Here is a 17,675-nt window from a genome sequence, read left to right on the forward strand (position 1 = left end):
AAGGCTTAGAAAGCACCGTCGGCACACTGCAGGCAAGTGAGGCCCAGGCGACGCCACTGCGCCACCACGGCATCGCGATCATCCAGGACTAACCAGGGGATGAAGCCGTCACAGCGCATACGCTCAAGCAGCCGGGATTTTACGACTTCGTCGGCGAGGTGATCATCACCCTGGTCTCGCAGGTAGAGGCCGTGGTAGGGAATCTCTTGCTCCATCAGCCAGCGCCGGGTGTGCTCGCGATAGCCATCGGGCCGACCACTGCAGATCACGATGCTCTGGCCCTGTTCCGCCAGGATGCGTACCAGTCTCACGACCGGCTCGATGGCCGGGGCCTCGGCCATATGCGAAAAAAATGGATCCCACTGTTTTTCCGGCCCCAGCACCCAGGCCCCCTCCCGGCCGGGATTGAACTCTGCCAGGGTGCCGTCGACATCGACGATTACTGCGTTATCTTGCATGCTGATGTGCCTCATAGCGGTGTATTTGCCAACCCAGAACGCCGGGCGACATCAAGTACGGGGTGGCGTTGGCCAGCCGCGGGCCGTGCGGCGTGCCGATCAGTTGGGCGCGGATGGCCCGAAACACCCCCGAGTGAGCCACAATCAGCGGCAGCTCCGCGCTTGCCAGCACGCCGTTGAGCGCCGTCAGCACCCGGGCCTGAAAATCCGCCCAGCTCTCGCCGCCGGGTGGCGTGGCTTCGTAGGCCGGCTGCTGCGTCAGATGCATCTGGTCCAACTGCCCCCAGTCGCGCTCGTCGAGCCCGCTCAGGCGCGTGGCCTGCTGGCCGGGCACCGCCAGCTCCGCGGTGTGCCAGGCGCGTTGCAGGGTGCTGGTCACGACCCGGCTCCAGGGTCGCTCCAGCCAGGCGCCGGCCCGGCGCGCCTGAGCCTCGCCCAGCGCCGTCAATGGCACGTCGATGCGCCCGCAGATGCGCTGCTCGCGATTGAGCCGGGTCTCGCCGTGGCGAATGAAGACGAAGGGCCTAGCCAGCAACATCGCTTTCCTCCGCCGCGTTCACGGCCAATCCTGTCGGTAGTTGCAACATGTTGCTTACCTCATGGGTTTGGGAAGTGAACAGTGGAATCGCCCGTATGGCCCGGAGCCGATGCACCAGTACGCGCAGGTGCGACAATCGCAGGTGGACGTTCCAGCGTCGCCAGTCGACCTCACCCGCTGCGCGCTGACGCTGTCGTCGGGGGGTGAGATAGCCGGTATGAAGCAGGCGATGAATCGGCCAGTCATCCGGGTCGTCGTCGCAGTCTTCCACCAGCCACAGTCTGGGCGAGGTCGAATGCGAGGCCTCGAGCAGCCGGCGAATGGCCGCGTCGTGTTCCACCCGGCGCAGCGTGGCGGGCAGGCACAGCAAGCGTTCGAGCCCCACCCGACAGGCGTCGTCCAGGTTCCAGTCGATGCCGAGCCGCGGCGCCATGGCATCGAGCCACAGCGCCATCTCCAGCGCGCGACCCGAAGCCGGCACCGGCATTACCCGCGGTTCGCTCAGCTGCTGCGCAAGGGCGTCTCGGCACTGCGCCTGGGGCACATCGTAGAGCCCGTAGGAAGCATCCAGCAGCGCAACGCAGGCCGGCGGCGGCTCGTCGAAGGGAAACAGCAGCGATTCCAGGCAGGCATCACCGCTGTAATAAACGCCTTGACCAACACCGAGATGCAGCCATACACCGCCCAGCGAATGCCCCGCCTGGCCAGTGGTAACCGTAATGCCAGCAATCCGACACTCGCCGCGTGCGGGCAAGGGACGCCACTCACGCCCCTGCGGCAGGGCAGCCGCCACCGGGGCCGTACAGTAGAGCGGCAGCTCGGCGGGCAACGCCGCCACGCCGCCGATATGATCGACATGGTCGTGGCTGATCAGCACCGCATCGACATCCAGGCCCTTGGCCCATTCGCTCGACTGCCCCGGGTGGAGGGCACCGCCGGCATCGAGCAGCAGGCGCCTGCCCTCGGCCTCGACCAGGATGGCGGCCGGGGCCTTCTCGCCCAGTCCGCTGAGCACTTCGATACGCAGGCTCATACGTCGGGCTCCAGGCACCATCCCTCGTGCAGCACAACCGTCACCTCCTGCCCCATGGCAGGCGCGGCATGATGATAGGCCAGCAGCGTCTCACCGCTTTCGAGACGCAGGTGCAACTCGTAGCGCTCGCCACGGAAGGTCACGCTCTCCACCCGCGCCAGCAGGCCCCGCCCTGCTGAGTCATCAGGCAACACCATGACATGCTCGGGACGCACCAGCACCGACTGGGTACGCTCGCCGGAAACGGCGGCAAGCCCGCGCATCAAGGCAGCCTCTTCCAGGCGCCGGCCCGGCCGCCCCGCCGCCACCCGGAGCAGGCTGCCCTGGCCGATGAAGCCGGCTACCCAGGCACTGCGTGGCTTGCGATAGAGCGCTTCGGGCGTGGCCCATTGCGCCAGCCGGCCGTCACGCATCACGGCGATGCGATCAGCCAACGACATCGCCTCGCTCTGGTCATGGGTGACGTAGATCATGGTGGCCCGGGTGCGGCGATGAAACTCCCGAAAGCTTTGCTCCATGGACGCCCGAAGGTGGCGATCGAGGTTGGCCAAGGGTTCGTCGAGTAGCACCACTTGCGGATCGGTGACCAGGCAGCGGGCCAGCGCCACGCGTTGTCGCTGACCGCCGCTCAGCGCCTGCGGCGTGCGCTCGGCGTAAGGAGCGAGATCCACCATCGCCAGCGCCTGTTCCACCCTACGGCGGTAGGCCTCGCCCGCTAGACGCCGCAGCTTGAGCGGGTAGCCGACGTTATCGGCCACGCTCATATGCGGCCATAGGGCGTAGGACTGGAACACCATCGCCATGTTGCGCTGTTCGGGCGGCACATGGTGCTCACGGCTGGCCAGTGTGCGCTGCCCCAGGCGAATTTTGCCCTCGCTGAGTGACTCGAAGCCGGCCAGCATGCGCAGCATGGTGGTCTTGCCGCAGCCGCTGGGGCCGAGCAACGCGACGAACTCTCCCGGTTCGATGTCCAGCGAGAGGGCCTCGACGGCGGACTGTTCGCCGAAGCGCTTGGTAACCCGATCGATTATCAGCTCTGCCATGGCACGACTCCCTTGGGCAGGCGAGGCGCCAGCACGCTGAGGAGTAGCATCAGCGCAGCGATCATCGCCACCACCAGCACCGACACCGCTGCAGCCAGGACGCTCTCGCCACCCTCCGCAAGATTGAAGATCAGAACGCCCAGGGTCTCGCTGCCGGCACTCCACAGCAGAGCCGAGACCGTCAGCTCGTTTACCGCCAGCAGGAACACCAGCAGTCCACCCGCAAACATGGCCGGAGCCACCAACGGCAGCACGATGCCTACCAAGCGCCGCCAGGGTCCGGCACCTGCAAGCTGGGCGGCCTCCTCCAATGCAGGGTCGAGCTGGGAAAGCCCCGCGGACACCGGCTTGAGGCACACCACCAGAAAGCGCATCAGGTAAGCGACGAAGATCAGCCCCAGGGTGCCGTAGAGGGCTACGTTGACCACCGGAATAGGCCGCACGAAGAGCAGGATGCAAGCCACCGCCAGCACCACACCCGGCAGCGCGTAGGGTAGCTCGATGGCACTCAGCGCCAGGTGAAGTGGTCCAATTGGAGCGGACACCCCGATAAGCCTCATAATAGAGGCAATGGAGGTGTTCATGACCAAGAAGACTCGACGTCGGTTTTCCGATGAATTCAAGGCGGATGCGGTGAGCCTGGTGATCGATCAGGGGTATTCCGTATCCGAGGCCGCCCGGCGCCTTGGCGTGGAGCGCAGCGTGCTGGACCGCTGGTGCCGCAAGCACCGTCAGCAGGTCTCCGGCACCCCGGGGCGGCAGGAGGACGATCGCGACGCCGAGATCAAAAAGCTCCGCGAAGAAGTTCGTAAGCTTCAGATTGAAAAGGATATTTTAAAAAAGGCGGCGGCCTTCTTCGCCAAAGAGTCGAGCTGAGATACCAGTTTATCGAGTCGGAGAAGGCCACCTATCCCGTGGCCGTGTTGTGTCGAGTCATGCAGGTCAGCCGGAGCGGTTTCTATGCCTGGCGACGGCGTGGCCCTGATGACCATCGTCAGGCCTTACTTCAAGAGGTCAGAGAGATTCATCGCCAGAAGCGTGGCAGCTACGGAAGCCGTCGCATGGCCAGAGAGCTACGACGCCGAGGCTACGACGTCGGCCGTTACCAGGCCCGCAGCCTGATGCGGGAAGCAGGTGTAGAGGCACGTCAGCGGCGCCGCTGGCGCCATACGACCGACAGTGAGCATAGCCTGCCGGTGGCGCCCAACCTGCTGAACCGCCAGTTCATGGTGGCAGCACCGAATCGGGCCTGGGTGGCCGATATCACGGCGATCTGGACGCTGGAAGGATGGCTCTATCTGGCGGCGGTGCTCGACCTCCACGATCGGCAGCTGGTGGGCTGGGCGATGGCTGACCACATGCGCACGCCGCTGGTCCTGGATGCCTTGGAAATGGCCGTAGGTCGCCGGCAGCCCGAGAGAGGGCTGATTCATCACAGCGATCGCGGCAGCCAGTACGCGTCACGTGATTACCGCGCCAGGCTGGATCGACACGGGTTCCAGGCTTCGATGAGCCGGAAGGGGAACTGCTGGGACAATGCCGTGATGGAGCGCTTCTTCGGCTCACTGAAAAGCGAGTGGCTGGCGGGCCAGCGATACTGGAGCCGGCAGGCAGCACGGCGGGATGTGATCGACTACATCGAGATGGAGTACAACAGCTGCCGGCTCCACTCGACCCTGGGCTACCAGACGCCGAGGGAGATTGAATTGGCAGCTGCGGCTTGAAAATGTGTCCGCTCTGACTTGACCAGAACAAGGTTCTGCCAGCGCTGGGGAAGACGCTGCAGGCGGTAGGCCAGTGGCAGGCTACACAGCATCAGCACCAGCGCGGCCCCTCCCGCAAGCCTCAGGCTATTGTGCACTGCACGCCAGGTCGCCCCCTGGCGTCCGATCACTTCGTGATAGGCATTCAAGGTGGCGGTCTCCCAGGAGAGCGGCACCCCCACGGCAGGCACCAGCGAGCTCACTATCAAGGCGGCCAGGGGTGCGACCAGAATCGCCATCAGCACAGCGACCAACAGTGCGGTCACCGCGCTGCGCCAACGCCCCAGCGAGAAGTCGTGGGCACGTCCGGCATGGCCCACCAGGCCGAATCGGCTGCGCTTCATCCACGCCTGTTGCAGTGCCACACCGGCCAGCGCCAGAAAGCCGATCAGCAGCGACAGCGAGGCCATCTCGGCCAGCACGCCGGTGCCGAAGCTGGCCATGCGCTGGTAGATCAGGGTCGGCAGCACATAGTAGCCGGCGGGGATGCCCAACATGGCCGGGATGCCGAAGTTGCCCAGGCTGGAGATGAACGCCATGGCACCGCCGGCGATCAGGCCGCCGCGAGTCACCGGCAGGATGATATGGCCCCACACCTGGGTCTGGCGGGCGCCGCTGATTCTGGCGGCCTCGACCAGCTCACGGGGGAGGGAAAGCAGTGAGGTGCGTAGAGCCAGGAACACCAGCGGCGCACTCTGGATGCCCAGCAGCAGGGCAATGCCCTCGGCGGAGTACAGGGGCTGCGGGCTGCCCAGCGGTGGCGCCATGCCGATGCTCTTGAGCAGCGGACTGGCCGGACCGAAGAGCTGCAGCCAACTCAGCGCCGTGACCTGGGGCGGAATCATCATGGGCAGCATGAAGCAGAACACCAGCCAGGCCTTGCCGCGAATATTGGTCAGCGTGACCACGAAGGCGAACAGGCTTCCCAGCGCCAGGGCAATCAGCATGCCCAGCCCCGAGGTATAGAGGCTGCGCCAGAGTGCCCGCCAGGTGCTCTCGGCCTGCAGCACTCGCCATAGCGGTGCCTCGTTGCCCTGGGCCAGGTCGCCCAGCGCTTCCATCAGCAAGCGCAGGCTGGGCACGAGGCTGAGCGCCACGATAGTGATGGTTAACAAGGTGAGCAGCCAGCGTTGCTGGCTGCCGTCAGTCAGACTCGGTGTCATGATCAGCTACCGAAAAGGTCGCCAAAGCGCTGCTTGAGCTCGGCTTCCCTGGCCAGGGCACTCTGGGTATCCAGCGGCATCAGGGCGATATCGTCACGCGCGGGGAAGCCCTCGGGCGGCGCCACCTCGGGATGTGCGGGCAGGTAGCCCTGCTCGCTGACCAGCTCCTGCCCTTCACGCGAGAGCACGAAATCGACGAACTTCTGCGCCGCTTCGAGATTCCTGGCCTGCTGCATGATGGCGACCGGCTCGGTCACGGCGCTCACGCCCTCTTCGGGGAACACAAACGCCACCGGCGAGCCCTTGGCGGCCTCACGGATCGGCAGGAAGTCCACCACGATGCCATAGGGCTTGTTGCCTGCCGCCACGGCATTGAACACGCCGCCGTTACCGCCCTGGGCCTCGGTGCGGTTGGCCTGCAGCGCCTCATAGTATCCCTCCCCCAGATCAGGATGAGCCTCCACCGCCGCCATATGAATCAGCGCGGCGCCCGAGTAGAGGGGGCTCGGCATGGTGACCTGCCCAGCGTATTCGGGCTGGGTGAGCTCCTCCCAGCTCTGCGGCTGTCGATCGGCACCGGTGTTGTAGACGATACCGGTGGTGATCAGCTTGGTGCCGTAGTAGTAGCCCTCCGGCTCATACAGTTCGGCAGCATAGGCCTCGCGCTCGGGGCTGAGGTAGCCCTGCAGATGCCCCTCCTGCTTGAGTGACACCATGGTCATGCTGTCGGCAATCAGCAGCACGTCGGGATTGCTGACGCCGGCCGAGAGCTCGGAGCGCAGACGGGTCATCAGTTGCGTAGTGCCGTCGCGCACCCACTCCACCTCGATATCCGGGTGGGCGGCACGAAAGGCATCGACGGTCTGCTGGGCATCGCTGTTGGGCTGGCTGGTGTAGAGCACGAGCTTGTCGCTGGCGAGTGCGGGAAGAGCCAGGCCGGCCAGTATTGCGGCTGCGGAAAGAGCGGTAATCGAGGGGCGCTTCAACATGAGAAAATCTCCTGAGGTTGGGCCCCATCAACATTACTGTCATCGCCTTACAGCAAAGTGACACCAACGTTTCGTTCGACAAGCCATGTGCTTCGCATCACTTCTTTTTCCTTTCGTTTGGAGATGGCATGAACAAATTTGAACGGCATAGAAAGTTGCTGGAGGAGGTGAATCAGCATGGCCGTCAGCCGCTGGAAACTCTGGCACAGAGGTTCGGGGTATCGGTCCAGACCCTGCGGGGGGATGTGCGCCACCTGGCCGAGAAAGGCCTGGTACTGCGTCGTCATGGCGAGGTCTTACCGTTTCCCGAACGAGAGAACATTGGCTACGACCGGCGAAAAATCATCAACGAAGAAGGCAAACGCCAAATTGCACGACGCGCTGCCACATTGATCCAGAACAATCAGTCGCTGTTTCTGGGCACCGGCACTACCGTCGTGCAGCTCACCGAGATGCTGCGTGACAAACAGGGCCTCCAGATCATAACCAACAACCTGCATGCAATGATTCGGCTGTGTAGCATGGAGGCCGAGCTAATAGTGGCGGGAGGACGCGTACGCCAGAGGGACCAGGACGTGATAGGCGGTGATGCTTGGCGTTTTTTTCACCGCTATCGGGTCGATGTGGGCATCGTCTCAGTGGGCGGAATGGATAGCCAGGGGCAGCTATTCGACTACAATGACGACGAGGCGATGGCTCGCGAGGCACTGCTCACAAACGCCGCCTATCGCATCCTGGTTATGGACAGCACCAAATTCGATCTCCCGCTGCGCAGAGCTGCGGGTGAACTCGCCGATTACGATGCCGTTATCACCGACATTCCGTTACCCGACCAACTGCGAAGCCCGCTGGCGGCAAAGGGTATACATTGCGCCTCGGCTAGCGCCTCACGATAACCTGGCTAAGTAGAGCAGGCTGACTTACAGCCCTACCTAGCCAACCAGTATGCCGAAGGCTTCATTCATCATCTGATGTCTGGCTACCAGGGCAGCGGCTCGCCGTTGCTGTGCCAGAAGGTGCCGGAGGTGGAGAGCGTCAGCGTCGCGATGCGCTCGGCGATACCGGCGGCGGCCTCTTCCGGGGTGATCAAGCCGCCGAAGTTGACCATGCGGGTCTGCACATAGCCGGGGTGGAGCTGGATCACCGCGATGCCGCGGGGCGCGAGGTCCACGGCCAGGGACTTGCCGAAGGCGTTCAGGGCCGCCTTGGAGGCGCGGTAGCCGTAGCGGCCGCCGGAGTCGTTGTCGGCGATGGAGCCCATACGGCTGGTGATGTTGGCCACCTTGCTGCCCTCGCCCAGGTTATCGAGCAGCGCCTCGGTCACCCGTAGCGGCGCGTAGGCGTTGATCTCCATTTGCTCGCGGATCGAGTCGAAGTCGATCTCGCCCAGCACCTCGTCCCTGAGCAAGCCGGCGTTATTGATCAGCAGCGTCAGGCGCTGCCCCGCCAGCTCGTCGGCCAGGCGAGCCACGTCATCGGCGCGGGTCACGTCGATGCCTTCGATCAGCCGCTCCGCGACCTCGGCCAGCTCGTGTGAGGCCTCGCGGCAGACGCCGATTACTGCCCAGCCCTCGGCGCGATAGTGGCGGGCCAGGGCCAGGCCGACGCCGCGATTGGCGCCGGTGATCAATACGGTGGACGTCATGGCAACTCCAGTATGGGAATGATCGGTGCCCTAAAGGTGGGGGGACGGGCCTCCGACGTCAACCGCCGCCTGACTCGCCGGGATGCCAGCGCTCGAGATGCTCGGCATGGGTGGCCAGGTAGGCCCCCGGTCGGTAGTGGCGGTCGTAGAAGTCGGTGTCCAGGTGCACCGCCTGAACGAAGCCGGGCAGCACGATGGTGGTGAAGGTGCCGGGAAACTTGCCGTACTTGTCGTGGATGTACTGGGCCACCTCGCCCAGGCAGGCCACGAACGCCTCCGAATAGGGAGTCACCCCACCCTTCACCTCGCGGTTGCGCTGCCAGGGGCCGGGCGTGGCGGCATCGTAGGCGCCGCCGGGGCCGAACTTGCGCTCCACGAAGGCCGCCACTGCCGCCCGCATGTCCGGGTAGTAGGGCGGGCAGAGCGCCTCGTAGACGCCATCGAGCCCCACCGGGTTGGGCAGGGTCCAGCGCGCATCGCGCACGAAGCGGAAGCCGGCGCCGGCGATGCCCTGGTCGGCGAAGGCGCCCAGGATGCTCCAGCGGTTGAGGCCGTTGAAGTAGAGACCGCCGAGGCCCATGGCCTGCATCGTCAGCACCATATTGTGGCCCATCATGGCCAGTTCGGCGCAGTTCCCCTCATAGGCCATCTGCTGCAGCACCGAAAGGGGCACCCGCTTCTCCTCCTGGAGCAGGCCGCTGCGCTGGAAGGGCGCCAGGTCACCGGCGGGACAGCCAAGCTCGTCATCCACGAGGGTGTTGCCATTGCCGATGGCCATGGCCAGCAGCGCCAGCACCTGCTCGCTGGCATCGCCGACGGGCATGAACAGGGTCGAGCCCGGCGCATTGGCCATCCACAGGTTGGGCTCGAGCATATGGGGCGGCGCCGCGGGCAGATCCAGCCGCTGGGGCGAGAGCGTCAGGGTGTGCTCGCGCACCAGCGCCACCAGGCGTTCCAGGTCGTCGTCGACGTCCCGGTACTCCTGCATGCGGCTCGGGGGCAGGTCGCGGGTGTTGAGAAAGTGGAGGCCCTCGTCATCGGTGAAGAGCATCGCCGGGGTACCGAAGCCCCCGGCGGTGGGCGCGGTGCGCCCGGTATAGCGCAACGAATAGTGGGCGTGCTCGTCGGGGCGATCCGGCCCGTAGGGCACCCCAAAGCTCCAACCGCTGACCCCGGTGCCGGCGATCAGCAGCAGGTCCCGCTCCAGGGCCGAGAGCGGCAGCGGCGCGTGACGGGAGCGATAGGCCAGGGGCCCGGAGGGGATCTCCATGCCCAGGCCGAAGCGCCGGGCGCGGCGCCCCAGCATGGCCTCGAAGAGGGGGTAGTGGAACAGCGCGTTCAGGTGGTCCGGCGACGCCATGGCAACGCCTCCTCCATCGGTGGAACCCGCCGCACCGCAGGGCGCGACGCCTTGCCTCCAGTGTAGGCTCCCCGCCAGGGCTCCGCGCACACCGCCCTGCATCGCCCGGGGCGCGACGTCAGGGGCGGCCACTGCCCCGCCGGCGGGAAGTGCGAAGGGATGGAAAGCGGCTAGGCTGAACGTCAGGACTCCCCTTTCCTTGCCGCGAGAACCCGCCGAGATGAGCCAGCGAATCCTGATCCTGCAGGGACACCCCGATGCCAGCGAAACGCACCTCTGCCACGCCCTGGCCGCCCACTACCACGAAGGCGCCCATGCCCAGGGCCATGAGGTCCGCCTGATCGACCTGGCCACCCTGGAGTTTCCGCTGCTGCGCTCCCAGAAGGCGTGGAAGGTCGCTCCCCTCCCCTCCTCGCTGGCGGCGGCACAGGAGGCCATCGGCTGGTGCCAGCACCTGGTGCTGTTCTTCCCGCTGTGGCTTGGCGACATGCCGGCCCTGGTCAAGGCCTTCCTGGAGCAGGTGCTGCGCCCCGGCTTCGCCTTCGAGTACGTGGAGGGCAACCCGCTGGGCAAGAAGGGGCTGACCGGCCGCTCGGCGCGGGTGGTGGTGACCATGGGCATGCCGGCGCTGATCTACCGCCACCTCTATCGAGCCCACAGCGTGAAATCGCTGGAGCGCAATATTCTCGGCTTCGTCGGCCTGTCACCGGTGCGCGAGACGCTGATCGGCAGCGTGGAGGCGATGAGCGAGCAGGAGCGCGACAAGTGGTTTCGCAAGCTGCATGCGCTCGGCGCCGAGGCCAAGTGAGGCCGCCAGCGGCCAGGGGAGCAGCCCCTCCCGCCAACGGCTTTCCCGGTACGGGTCGTCCGGCTCCGCCGAGGGCTCAGGGTGCGCCAAACAGGGACGCGTGATCCCGGCAGAACCGGGAGAACGGGGTCGGCTCCCGGCCCAGTATGCGGCGAACGCTGTCGGTGACCCGGTCGTCGTGGGTTTCGCCGCGGCGGTTGCGGCGATTGACGTCCTCGACGAAGCCGGCGAACTCCTCGGGCACGCCCTGGGAGATCAACCGACGCCGGAAGCTGTCGTCGTCCAGCTCCACATAGCGGATGCGTCGTCCCAGCGCTTCTGAGAGCAGCTCGGCCGCCTGATGGTGCGTGATGGCCTCGGGGCCACTGAGTTCGTAGGCGCGATTCTCGTGGCCGGACTCGGTCAGCACCCGGGCGGCCACATGGCTCACGTCGCGGGTGTCGATGCGGCTGACCCGGGCATCGCCGATGGAGTCGTAGAAGGTATCCTCGTTGCGGATGTCGTCGCCCATGAGGGTGATGAAGTTCTGCATCAGGTAGTTGGGGCGCAGAAAGGTCCAGGTCATGCCGCTGCCCTCGATGCAGCGCTCGATCTCCCGGTGCAGCTGGCCAACGATGAAGGTATCGGTGTCCGCTCCGTAGGAGGAGAGGTAGACGATGCGCCTGACCCCGGCTTCCCGGGCGGCATCGACCATGGGTCGCTCATGGGTCACCTCCTGGGACAGCAGGAAGAGCGATTCGACCCCGCGAAGCGCCGACGGCAGCGTCTCGGGCCGGTCATAGTCGATGGGGCAGGTCGCCACGCCGTCGACCTGTAGCGGCCGCACATGGACCGCGGCGCGCACGGGTTCGCCCTGACTCGCCAGCTCCCTCACCAGTTCGGAGCCGATGGTTCCGGTGGCGCCTGTGACAAGAATCATGCTGCACCTCCTGGGTGATGATGGCAGATAGCGACTTCGGTCGAGCCGAAGCCTTGCCCCGAGGCTAGCCAGGCGGGATAGGCCGGCGCTTCGGCCAGACGGGCCATGAGGCGCCATTCGTGGCATGGCCCGTTCGGGCCATGGGGGCGGCGGAGCGCTTAGGGAAGCGCTGAACAAATCGACGAGCGAGATGAAGCGCAAGGCGCACGGAGCACAGGAACCGGAGCCTATGGGGTATAGGTGAGGATTCCGCGCACCGCGCAACGCAGCGATTTGCTCGCGTAGGCATTTGTGCAGTGTTTCCTTAGATGAGGCCGGCGATGGCGGCCTGTGTCGCCGCCGCGGCGCGGGTGGGAACGTCCAGGCGCTGGAGGATATTGGCCACGTGCCGATGCACGGTGTGAATGCTGATGCCCAGCGCCTCGGCAATCTCCGCATCGCTCATGCCCCGGGCGACCCGTCGAAGAATCTCGGCCTGGCGCGGCGTGAGCGGCAAGGAGGCGTAAGCGCCGGTCTTCTCGAACCGGTCCCGGGCACCCAGGCCCGCCAGGGTGTGTCGGGCGCTGGCCGTCTCGGCCCGGGCGCGCTGCGGGCGCTCAAGCGCGGTCAGGACCGCGGCGAGTTCCAGCCGGGCACGGGCGGACTCGAAGGGGGTGCCGCTGCGTTCATAGGCGACGACGGCATTCTCGAGACAGGCCCGGGCGTGCTGCATCTCGCCCGTTGCCCGGGCGAGGACGCCGGCGGCGAAGCTTGCCGCCCCCTGCAGGGGCCCGGTGCCCACCGCCGACGCGATGGCTTCCAGCGCCTCGGTGGCCCGGGCGGCGCGAGCATGCTCCCCGGACGCGACATCGAGGCGCACTTGCAGCTCCAGGGCCGCCGCGCGGCCAAGGCGATTGCCCTCGGGGATATGGCGCAAGTACGCCTCGACTCGCTCCTCGGCCTCCTGGCGCCGCCCGCGTTCCAGGGCGATCTCGGCCAGGCCGAGCATGGCCAGCGGATGCCACTCGAGCGGCCGCATCAGCGCATCGGCCTCATCCAGGCGCCCCTGGCGCCGCCGCAGGTCCCCCAGGCGGATCGAGGTCTCGGCCGTCTGTGGCGGCCAACTGGCCTGGAAGCAGGCCGCGGCCTCGTTCAGGGTGGTTTCCGCCTCCTGCCACCGACCGCGGCAGACGAGCAGCATGGCGTAATGGGCGCGACAGACCCCCTGGCTGGCCGTGTGCGCCAGGCGTTCGGCGGCGGCGTGCATCCTCTCGCACCACTCGGCGGCGCGGGCGAAATCGCGAGCACGCTCGCAAGCGAAGATCAGCCAGCACAGCACGGGCAGCTCCCAGATCGGCTCCCGCAGCTCTCCGCCCAGCACCGCGGCAGCCGCTTCGTCGAGCCGGCGCATGCCCTCCTCGACGCGGCCGTCACTGACCAGCGCCAAGCCGCCCATGGCGAGCGCCAGGACGCCGAGGTCGGGCTCATCGCACGCCTCCGCGACCGCCAGCGCGGTCCGGGTGCACTGCCGGACATGCTCGGGATCCTCGCCGTCGCTGAGGGAGGCCCAGCAATCGAACAGGGCGAGCCAACCGTGCTCCGGTACCGTTGGCTGGTCCTCGAGCAGGCGGTGCGCACGCTGGCGCCAGCCACGCGCCACCGACATCTCGCCGCGGAAGTCTTCGTGGTCCTTGCCGGCCCACATGGCCATGCGCGCGGCACTGACCGGTTCGTTCTGCTTTCGGTACAGCCGGTAGGCGTTCTGCCGGGCCCAGAGCGCCTCATCGCCCGCATCCATGGCCAGCGCCGCCCAGCTCAGGCCTTCATAGGCCTTGGCGCTTTCGCCGGCCTGCAGCGCCTCCTTGAACGCCGTCCGGGCCACGGACCAGTCACCCCGCTGCAGGGCGTTTCCGGCCTGATGCAAGGGGTCGTCCGAATCGGTGCCCGGCATGACGATCTCCGCTGTCCGCTCGTCCGAAAAACACGCCTGCTGGCGTATCGAAGGGCTCTCTTACCGCTATCAGGCGCCGTGATAGCCGTCCTCCTCGGGGTCTTCGTGGGCCCCCTTGGGCAGCTCGCCGGCCCACTGCAAGGCGGTGGCGTAGTCGCGCCGGGGGAAGGTGCGAAGGTCAACGGCCTTGAACAAGCGCTCTTCCAGATGAGCGAGGTGCTTGATCCACTCCCGGTCGGTGATCACGGCGGCGCGATGATAGCGCTCGAGGTCGCTAAGCTGGGTGAGGCCGTAGCCAATGTCCTTGAGCAGGGCGGTGAGGGTCATCCAGCGCATGTCGTCGAGCTCCACCACCAGGCTGACCCGGGGATGGTCGCGCTTGGCGGTCTCGATGGCATCGATGGCCCGCTGCAGCTCTTCGGCGGTGACGACACCGCCGGCCCTCATGGCCACGACATGCTCTGCGGGATGGGTAATGAATTCCAGCATCTAGCGTCTCCTTGAATCGCAGCGGTTTCTCTCGCCTTCAGCATAGCCGGTCGTGGCAGACTGCCGGGGGAGGATCGCGCCACCCTTGGGGGCTGGGGGGCCTAACGGCGCAGGGGAGCGCGGCGGCCATAGGTCCCCCACCGCCATAGCCACTCCACCGGCCCCATCCGAAAGTGACGAAACCAGAGCGGGGCCAGGCCCAGCAGCAGCGCCCACACCATGGCGACGACCAGCAGCTGCTCGACCCGGTCGAGCCGGCCGAACAGCCCCAGACCGTGGCCATAGAAGAGCGCGGTACACAGCAGGCTGGTCAGCAGGTAGCCGGTGAGCGCACCGCGCCCCAGGCAGCGCAGCCGGTGCATCAGCCCCGGCCAGGCGCCGCGCTTGTGCAGCCAGATCAGCGTACAGACCCAAGCCATGGCGACCAGCGGCGTGGCGACATGGTTGAACAGCCCGCCCAGGTAGAGCGAGGTGCGCATCTCCCAACCGGTGGCGTGATGAAAGAGCTGGCCGGCCGCGGCCAGGGGCAGCCCCAGCCCTGCCCCGAGCAGCGCCGCTCGCCGATAGCGTGCCGCCGACCAGGCACCGGTCAGCAGGCCGCTGCGGTAGGCGGCCATGCCGGCGAGCATCATCGCCAAGATGCGCCAGCCCTCCTCCAGGGGAACCACCAGCAGATGCATCTGCAGCACGTCGGGCACCCGCTGCGCCATCTGCGCCCGCCAACCGCCGCGGTAGGCGCCCTGCTCGGCGGCCAGCTGCTCGGCAGAGGGCTGCCAGGCGCTGACCACCAGGTCGCGGTAGGCGGCCTCGGGCATGGCGTGCATCAGCCATGTCATCAGCAGGCCCCACAGCACGGGTACGGCATACAGCCAGGCCGCCGCCCGCAGCAGGCGAGGCGACGACCAGCGGCGAAAGACGAAGGCCAGCAGGCCGATCAGCGCCAGAGTGAAGAGGATATCGCCGAACCAGATCAGGTAGGCGTGGGCCAGCCCGATCAGCGCCAGCACCGCCGTACGGCGTCGATGGCGGCGCCAGGGCGCGACACCGGCGGCCTGGGCACGCTCGGCCATCAGCACCAGGCCGGCCCCGAACAGCACCGAGAAGATCGCCAGGAATTTTCCGGCGAAGGCCACCTGGCCGAGGCTCCAGACCCACCACTCGGCCGGGCCGATGGGGCCGGCATAGGTGGGGTTCACGTAGGCGGCGGTCACCATGGCGAACCCCTGAACGTTCATCACCAGGATGCCGAGGATCGCCATGCCCCGCAGCACGTCGAGGCTGTCGATGCGTTCGCCCGGCTGTACGCCGCCGGCTGCTGCGTCACGCCCTGTCATACCACGCCTCCCCGCGGCCCTCGCCGCCCCTGCCCTCCCGCACGTTAACAGGCGAGATCACCCGCGTCAGGCGCCACACCGAGGCTCTGCTACCTTGAAACACTGGCGGAACCGCAACTGGAGGCAACCCCATGACCCTGACGCCCTCGACCATGCCCGAGCTCGGCAGCCCCATGCCGGCCTTTCGGCTACCCGACCCCCGCGGCGGCGAGGTGGGCAACGCCGAGTACCACGGCCAGCCGCTGCTGGTAGTCTTCCTGTGCAACCACTGTCCCTTCGTCAAGCACATCGCCGATGCCTTCGCCGACTTCGCCCGAGAGTATCAGGCCAGAGGCCTGGCGGTGGTTGGCATCAACAGCAACGACTACCGGGCCCAGCCCGACGACAGCCCGGCGCGGATGATCGAGGAGGCGCAGCGGCGCGGCTACTCCTTTCCCTACCTGGTGGACGAGAGCCAGGAGGTGGCACGGGCCTTTCAGGCCGCCTGCACGCCGGACTTCTTCCTCTACGACCGGGAGCACCGGCTGGCCTACCGCGGCCAGTTCGACGCCAGCCGCCCCAGCAAGGCGACCCCGGTGACCGGGGAGGACCTGCGCGCCGCCGCCGAGGCGGTGCTGGCCGGCCAGTCGCCGAGCGAGCGGCAGATGCCGTCGATGGGGTGCAATATCAAGTGGAAATAGGCCGTGCCGGTCAGGCGGTCAGCCAGATCGCCAGCAACAGGACGATCGCCACCAGGACCAGGGCCATCAGGATGCCGAGCCGGCGGGCGTAGCGATGTAGCATGGCGACTCCTTGCGCTGTTACACCATATCGAAGCGGTCGGAAAAGATCCGGGTGGGGGCCACGCCCCGGTCGATCAGCGCCCCCTCGGCGGCGTTCATCAGGGGATCGGGGCCGCAGATGAAATACTCGCGCCGGCCGTCGTCGGCGGGCAGCCGGCGCTCGAGCAGCGCGCCGTCCACAAGGCCCCGCTCCCCCTCCCAGCCGGTGGGCGGCTCGGCCAGCACGTGGATAACCTCGAGGCGCAGCGCCTGGCGCAGCTCGGCCAGCTCCTCCCGGAAGGTGGCCTCCTCCCAGGTCTCGTTGGCGTAAACCAGCCACAGCGGCATCCTCTCCCGACGGTCGCGAAAGCTGCGCAGGATGCTCATGATCGGCGTGATGCCGATCCCCCCGGCGATCAGCACCGCGCCCGAGGGGTGGCCAGACTCCGGTATGAAGGCGCCATATGGCCCCTCGATGAAGGCCCGGGTGCCGGGCGTTACCTCGGGCAGGCGCGCCGTGAAATCGCCCAGTCGCTTGGCCGTGAAGGCCACCCGCCCGGGCTCGGCCGCCGAGGAGACCAGCGAGAACGGATGCTGCTGCAGCGAAAAGGGGGTCTCGCCCAGGGTGATCCAGATGAACTGACCCGGCTGGAACCTCAGACCGCGATGCCCTTCGGCTTCCAGGGTCAGGGTGGTGGCATCGCCGCGGGCCGGGCGATTGTCGATGACCTTCCAGGGCCGGCGACGCAGGCGCCAGACCCGCAGCAGCCGAGAGTCGAGCAGCAGCCCCACCGGCACCGCCATGATGGCGACCAGGGCCAGGGCGCTGATCCAGCCGCCACTGTAGCGCCCCACCATCAGCGCATGCCCCAGGCCGCCGAGTACCAGGAACAGCGCCAGGCCACCGTGCAGCAGGCGCCACCACTCGTAGCTCAGCCCCCAGCGCGTTCGCCACAGCGAGCTTGCCACCAGCACCAGGGCCGCCCCCGCCAGGGCGAACAGGCTGAGCGCGCGCAGCGGCGCATCGCGGGGGTCGAGATAGTGGAGAAAGCCCGGCTCGGCGCCCAGGAGCACCAGCGGATGGGCCAGCACCAGCAGCAGCGCGAACAGGCCGAGCTGCCGATGGAACTGGAGCACGTTGTCGAAGCCCAGGCCGCGGGCAAACCAGCGATGCCGACCCGAGGCCACCAGCTGCATGCCGAACACGCCCAGGGCCAGCAGCCCCAGCAGCGCGCCGAACTCCCCCAGCAGCCCCCGCGGCTCGGGCCGCCCGCCCAGCATCACCGCGGCGAGCGGCATCAGCACCAGCGCCAGGTAAATACCGCTCCACAGCAGCGCGCGTCGGGTCACCGGCCTCATGGTCGCCTCCTCTGCAACGGGTCAGTCTGGCATCCTGCAGCCCAGTGTGGCCGCAATGCCCCCGGGGGTACAGCGCCCCTCCC

General features: G+C 67.2%; 15 protein-coding genes and 3 pseudogenes. 4 read left to right on the top strand and 14 right to left on the bottom strand.

All coding sequences use genetic code 11. From position 1 onward, the window contains the following. Positions 1–5: 5 nt before the first annotated feature. The 5 genes and pseudogenes from ACZIYR_RS16395 to ACZIYR_RS16415 form a co-directional block, all read right to left on the bottom strand. Positions 6–458 (bottom strand): phosphatase domain-containing protein, encoded by a 453-nt coding sequence (locus ACZIYR_RS16395; protein ID WP_483527441.1) that lies wholly within the window; start codon positions 456–458, stop codon positions 6–8. Further along, a complete protein-coding gene (locus ACZIYR_RS16400; protein WP_473034833.1) occupies positions 448–996 on the bottom strand; it encodes a histidine phosphatase family protein in 549 nt (182 codons plus the stop codon). The genes ACZIYR_RS16395 and ACZIYR_RS16400 overlap by 11 nt, the downstream gene beginning before the upstream one ends. Further along, positions 983–2,029 (bottom strand): MBL fold metallo-hydrolase, encoded by a 1,047-nt coding sequence (locus ACZIYR_RS16405; protein ID WP_483527442.1) that lies wholly within the window; start codon positions 2,027–2,029, stop codon positions 983–985. The genes ACZIYR_RS16400 and ACZIYR_RS16405 overlap by 14 nt, the downstream gene beginning before the upstream one ends. Further along, complete coding sequence (locus ACZIYR_RS16410; protein WP_483527443.1) at positions 2,026–3,072, bottom strand: ABC transporter ATP-binding protein; 1,047 nt, start codon at positions 3,070–3,072, stop codon at positions 2,026–2,028. Before ACZIYR_RS16410 ends, ACZIYR_RS16405 begins: the two co-directional genes overlap by 4 nt. Continuing rightward, positions 3,060–3,590, bottom strand: a pseudogene (locus tag ACZIYR_RS16415) (ABC transporter permease); the annotation flags it as partial. The pseudogene ACZIYR_RS16415 and the gene ACZIYR_RS16410, both read right to left, overlap by 13 nt. Before the next feature lie 64 nt (positions 3,591–3,654). On the opposite strand from ACZIYR_RS16415, the pseudogene ACZIYR_RS16420 reads away from it, so the two are divergent. Further along, positions 3,655–4,796 (top strand): annotated as a pseudogene (locus ACZIYR_RS16420) (IS3 family transposase). Between the two features lie 23 nt (positions 4,797–4,819). On the opposite strand, the pseudogene ACZIYR_RS16425 reads toward ACZIYR_RS16420, so the two are convergent. Then, a pseudogene (locus ACZIYR_RS16425) lies at positions 4,820–5,998 on the bottom strand (ABC transporter permease); the annotation flags it as partial. 2 nt (positions 5,999–6,000) lie between these two features. Further along, a complete protein-coding gene (locus ACZIYR_RS16430) occupies positions 6,001–6,987 on the bottom strand; it encodes an ABC transporter substrate-binding protein (protein WP_473034837.1) in 987 nt (328 codons plus the stop codon). A gap of 128 nt (positions 6,988–7,115) precedes the next feature. On the opposite strand from ACZIYR_RS16430, the gene ACZIYR_RS16435 reads away from it, so the two are divergent. Then, a complete protein-coding gene (locus ACZIYR_RS16435) occupies positions 7,116–7,883 on the top strand; it encodes a DeoR/GlpR family DNA-binding transcription regulator (RefSeq protein WP_483527444.1) in 768 nt (255 codons plus the stop codon). Positions 7,884–7,966: 83 nt separating this feature from the next. Here the strand turns inward: ACZIYR_RS16435 and ACZIYR_RS16440 are convergent, their stop codons facing one another. Together ACZIYR_RS16440 and ACZIYR_RS16445 are read right to left on the bottom strand one after the other, a co-directional pair. Continuing rightward, positions 7,967–8,632, bottom strand: coding sequence for an SDR family oxidoreductase (locus ACZIYR_RS16440; RefSeq protein ID WP_473034839.1), 666 nt, complete (start codon positions 8,630–8,632; stop codon positions 7,967–7,969). Between the two features lie 58 nt (positions 8,633–8,690). Further along, positions 8,691–9,992, bottom strand: a complete 1,302-nt coding sequence (locus ACZIYR_RS16445) for a hypothetical protein (RefSeq protein ID WP_473034840.1) — start codon at positions 9,990–9,992, stop codon at positions 8,691–8,693. Positions 9,993–10,212: 220 nt separating this feature from the next. Between ACZIYR_RS16445 and ACZIYR_RS16450 the strand changes: the two genes are divergently transcribed. Further along, on the top strand, positions 10,213–10,800 hold the full coding sequence (locus ACZIYR_RS16450) for an NAD(P)H-dependent oxidoreductase (RefSeq protein WP_483527445.1): 588 nt from the start codon (positions 10,213–10,215) through the stop codon (positions 10,798–10,800). 76 nt (positions 10,801–10,876) lie between these two features. Here ACZIYR_RS16450 and ACZIYR_RS16455 read toward each other — a convergent pair whose 3' ends face one another. From ACZIYR_RS16455 to ACZIYR_RS16470, 4 genes are all read right to left on the bottom strand, one after another. After that, positions 10,877–11,719 (bottom strand): SDR family oxidoreductase, encoded by an 843-nt coding sequence (locus ACZIYR_RS16455; protein WP_483527446.1) that lies wholly within the window; start codon positions 11,717–11,719, stop codon positions 10,877–10,879. 304 nt (positions 11,720–12,023) lie between these two features. Next, the gene (locus ACZIYR_RS16460; protein WP_483527447.1) at positions 12,024–13,649 is read right to left on the bottom strand and encodes a LuxR C-terminal-related transcriptional regulator; all 1,626 of its coding nucleotides are present in this window, start codon (positions 13,647–13,649) and stop codon (positions 12,024–12,026) included. A 69-nt stretch (positions 13,650–13,718) separates the two neighbouring features. Next, positions 13,719–14,138, bottom strand: coding sequence for a SpoIIAA family protein (locus ACZIYR_RS16465; protein WP_483527448.1), 420 nt, complete (start codon positions 14,136–14,138; stop codon positions 13,719–13,721). 101 nt (positions 14,139–14,239) lie between these two features. Further along, on the bottom strand, positions 14,240–15,472 hold the full coding sequence (locus ACZIYR_RS16470; RefSeq protein ID WP_483527449.1) for a DUF418 domain-containing protein: 1,233 nt from the start codon (positions 15,470–15,472) through the stop codon (positions 14,240–14,242). A 131-nt stretch (positions 15,473–15,603) separates the two neighbouring features. Here ACZIYR_RS16470 and ACZIYR_RS16475 point away from each other — a divergent pair, with 131 nt between their 5' ends. After that, complete coding sequence (locus ACZIYR_RS16475; protein ID WP_483527450.1) at positions 15,604–16,152, top strand: thioredoxin family protein; 549 nt, start codon at positions 15,604–15,606, stop codon at positions 16,150–16,152. A gap of 120 nt (positions 16,153–16,272) precedes the next feature. On the opposite strand, the gene ACZIYR_RS16480 is transcribed toward ACZIYR_RS16475, so the two are convergent. After that, positions 16,273–17,592, bottom strand: a complete 1,320-nt coding sequence (locus ACZIYR_RS16480) for a ferredoxin reductase family protein (protein WP_483527451.1) — start codon at positions 17,590–17,592, stop codon at positions 16,273–16,275. Between the last annotated feature and the right edge of the window lie 83 nt (positions 17,593–17,675).

The sequence above is a fragment of the Billgrantia sp. NRB1 genome (genome assembly GCF_056921725.1).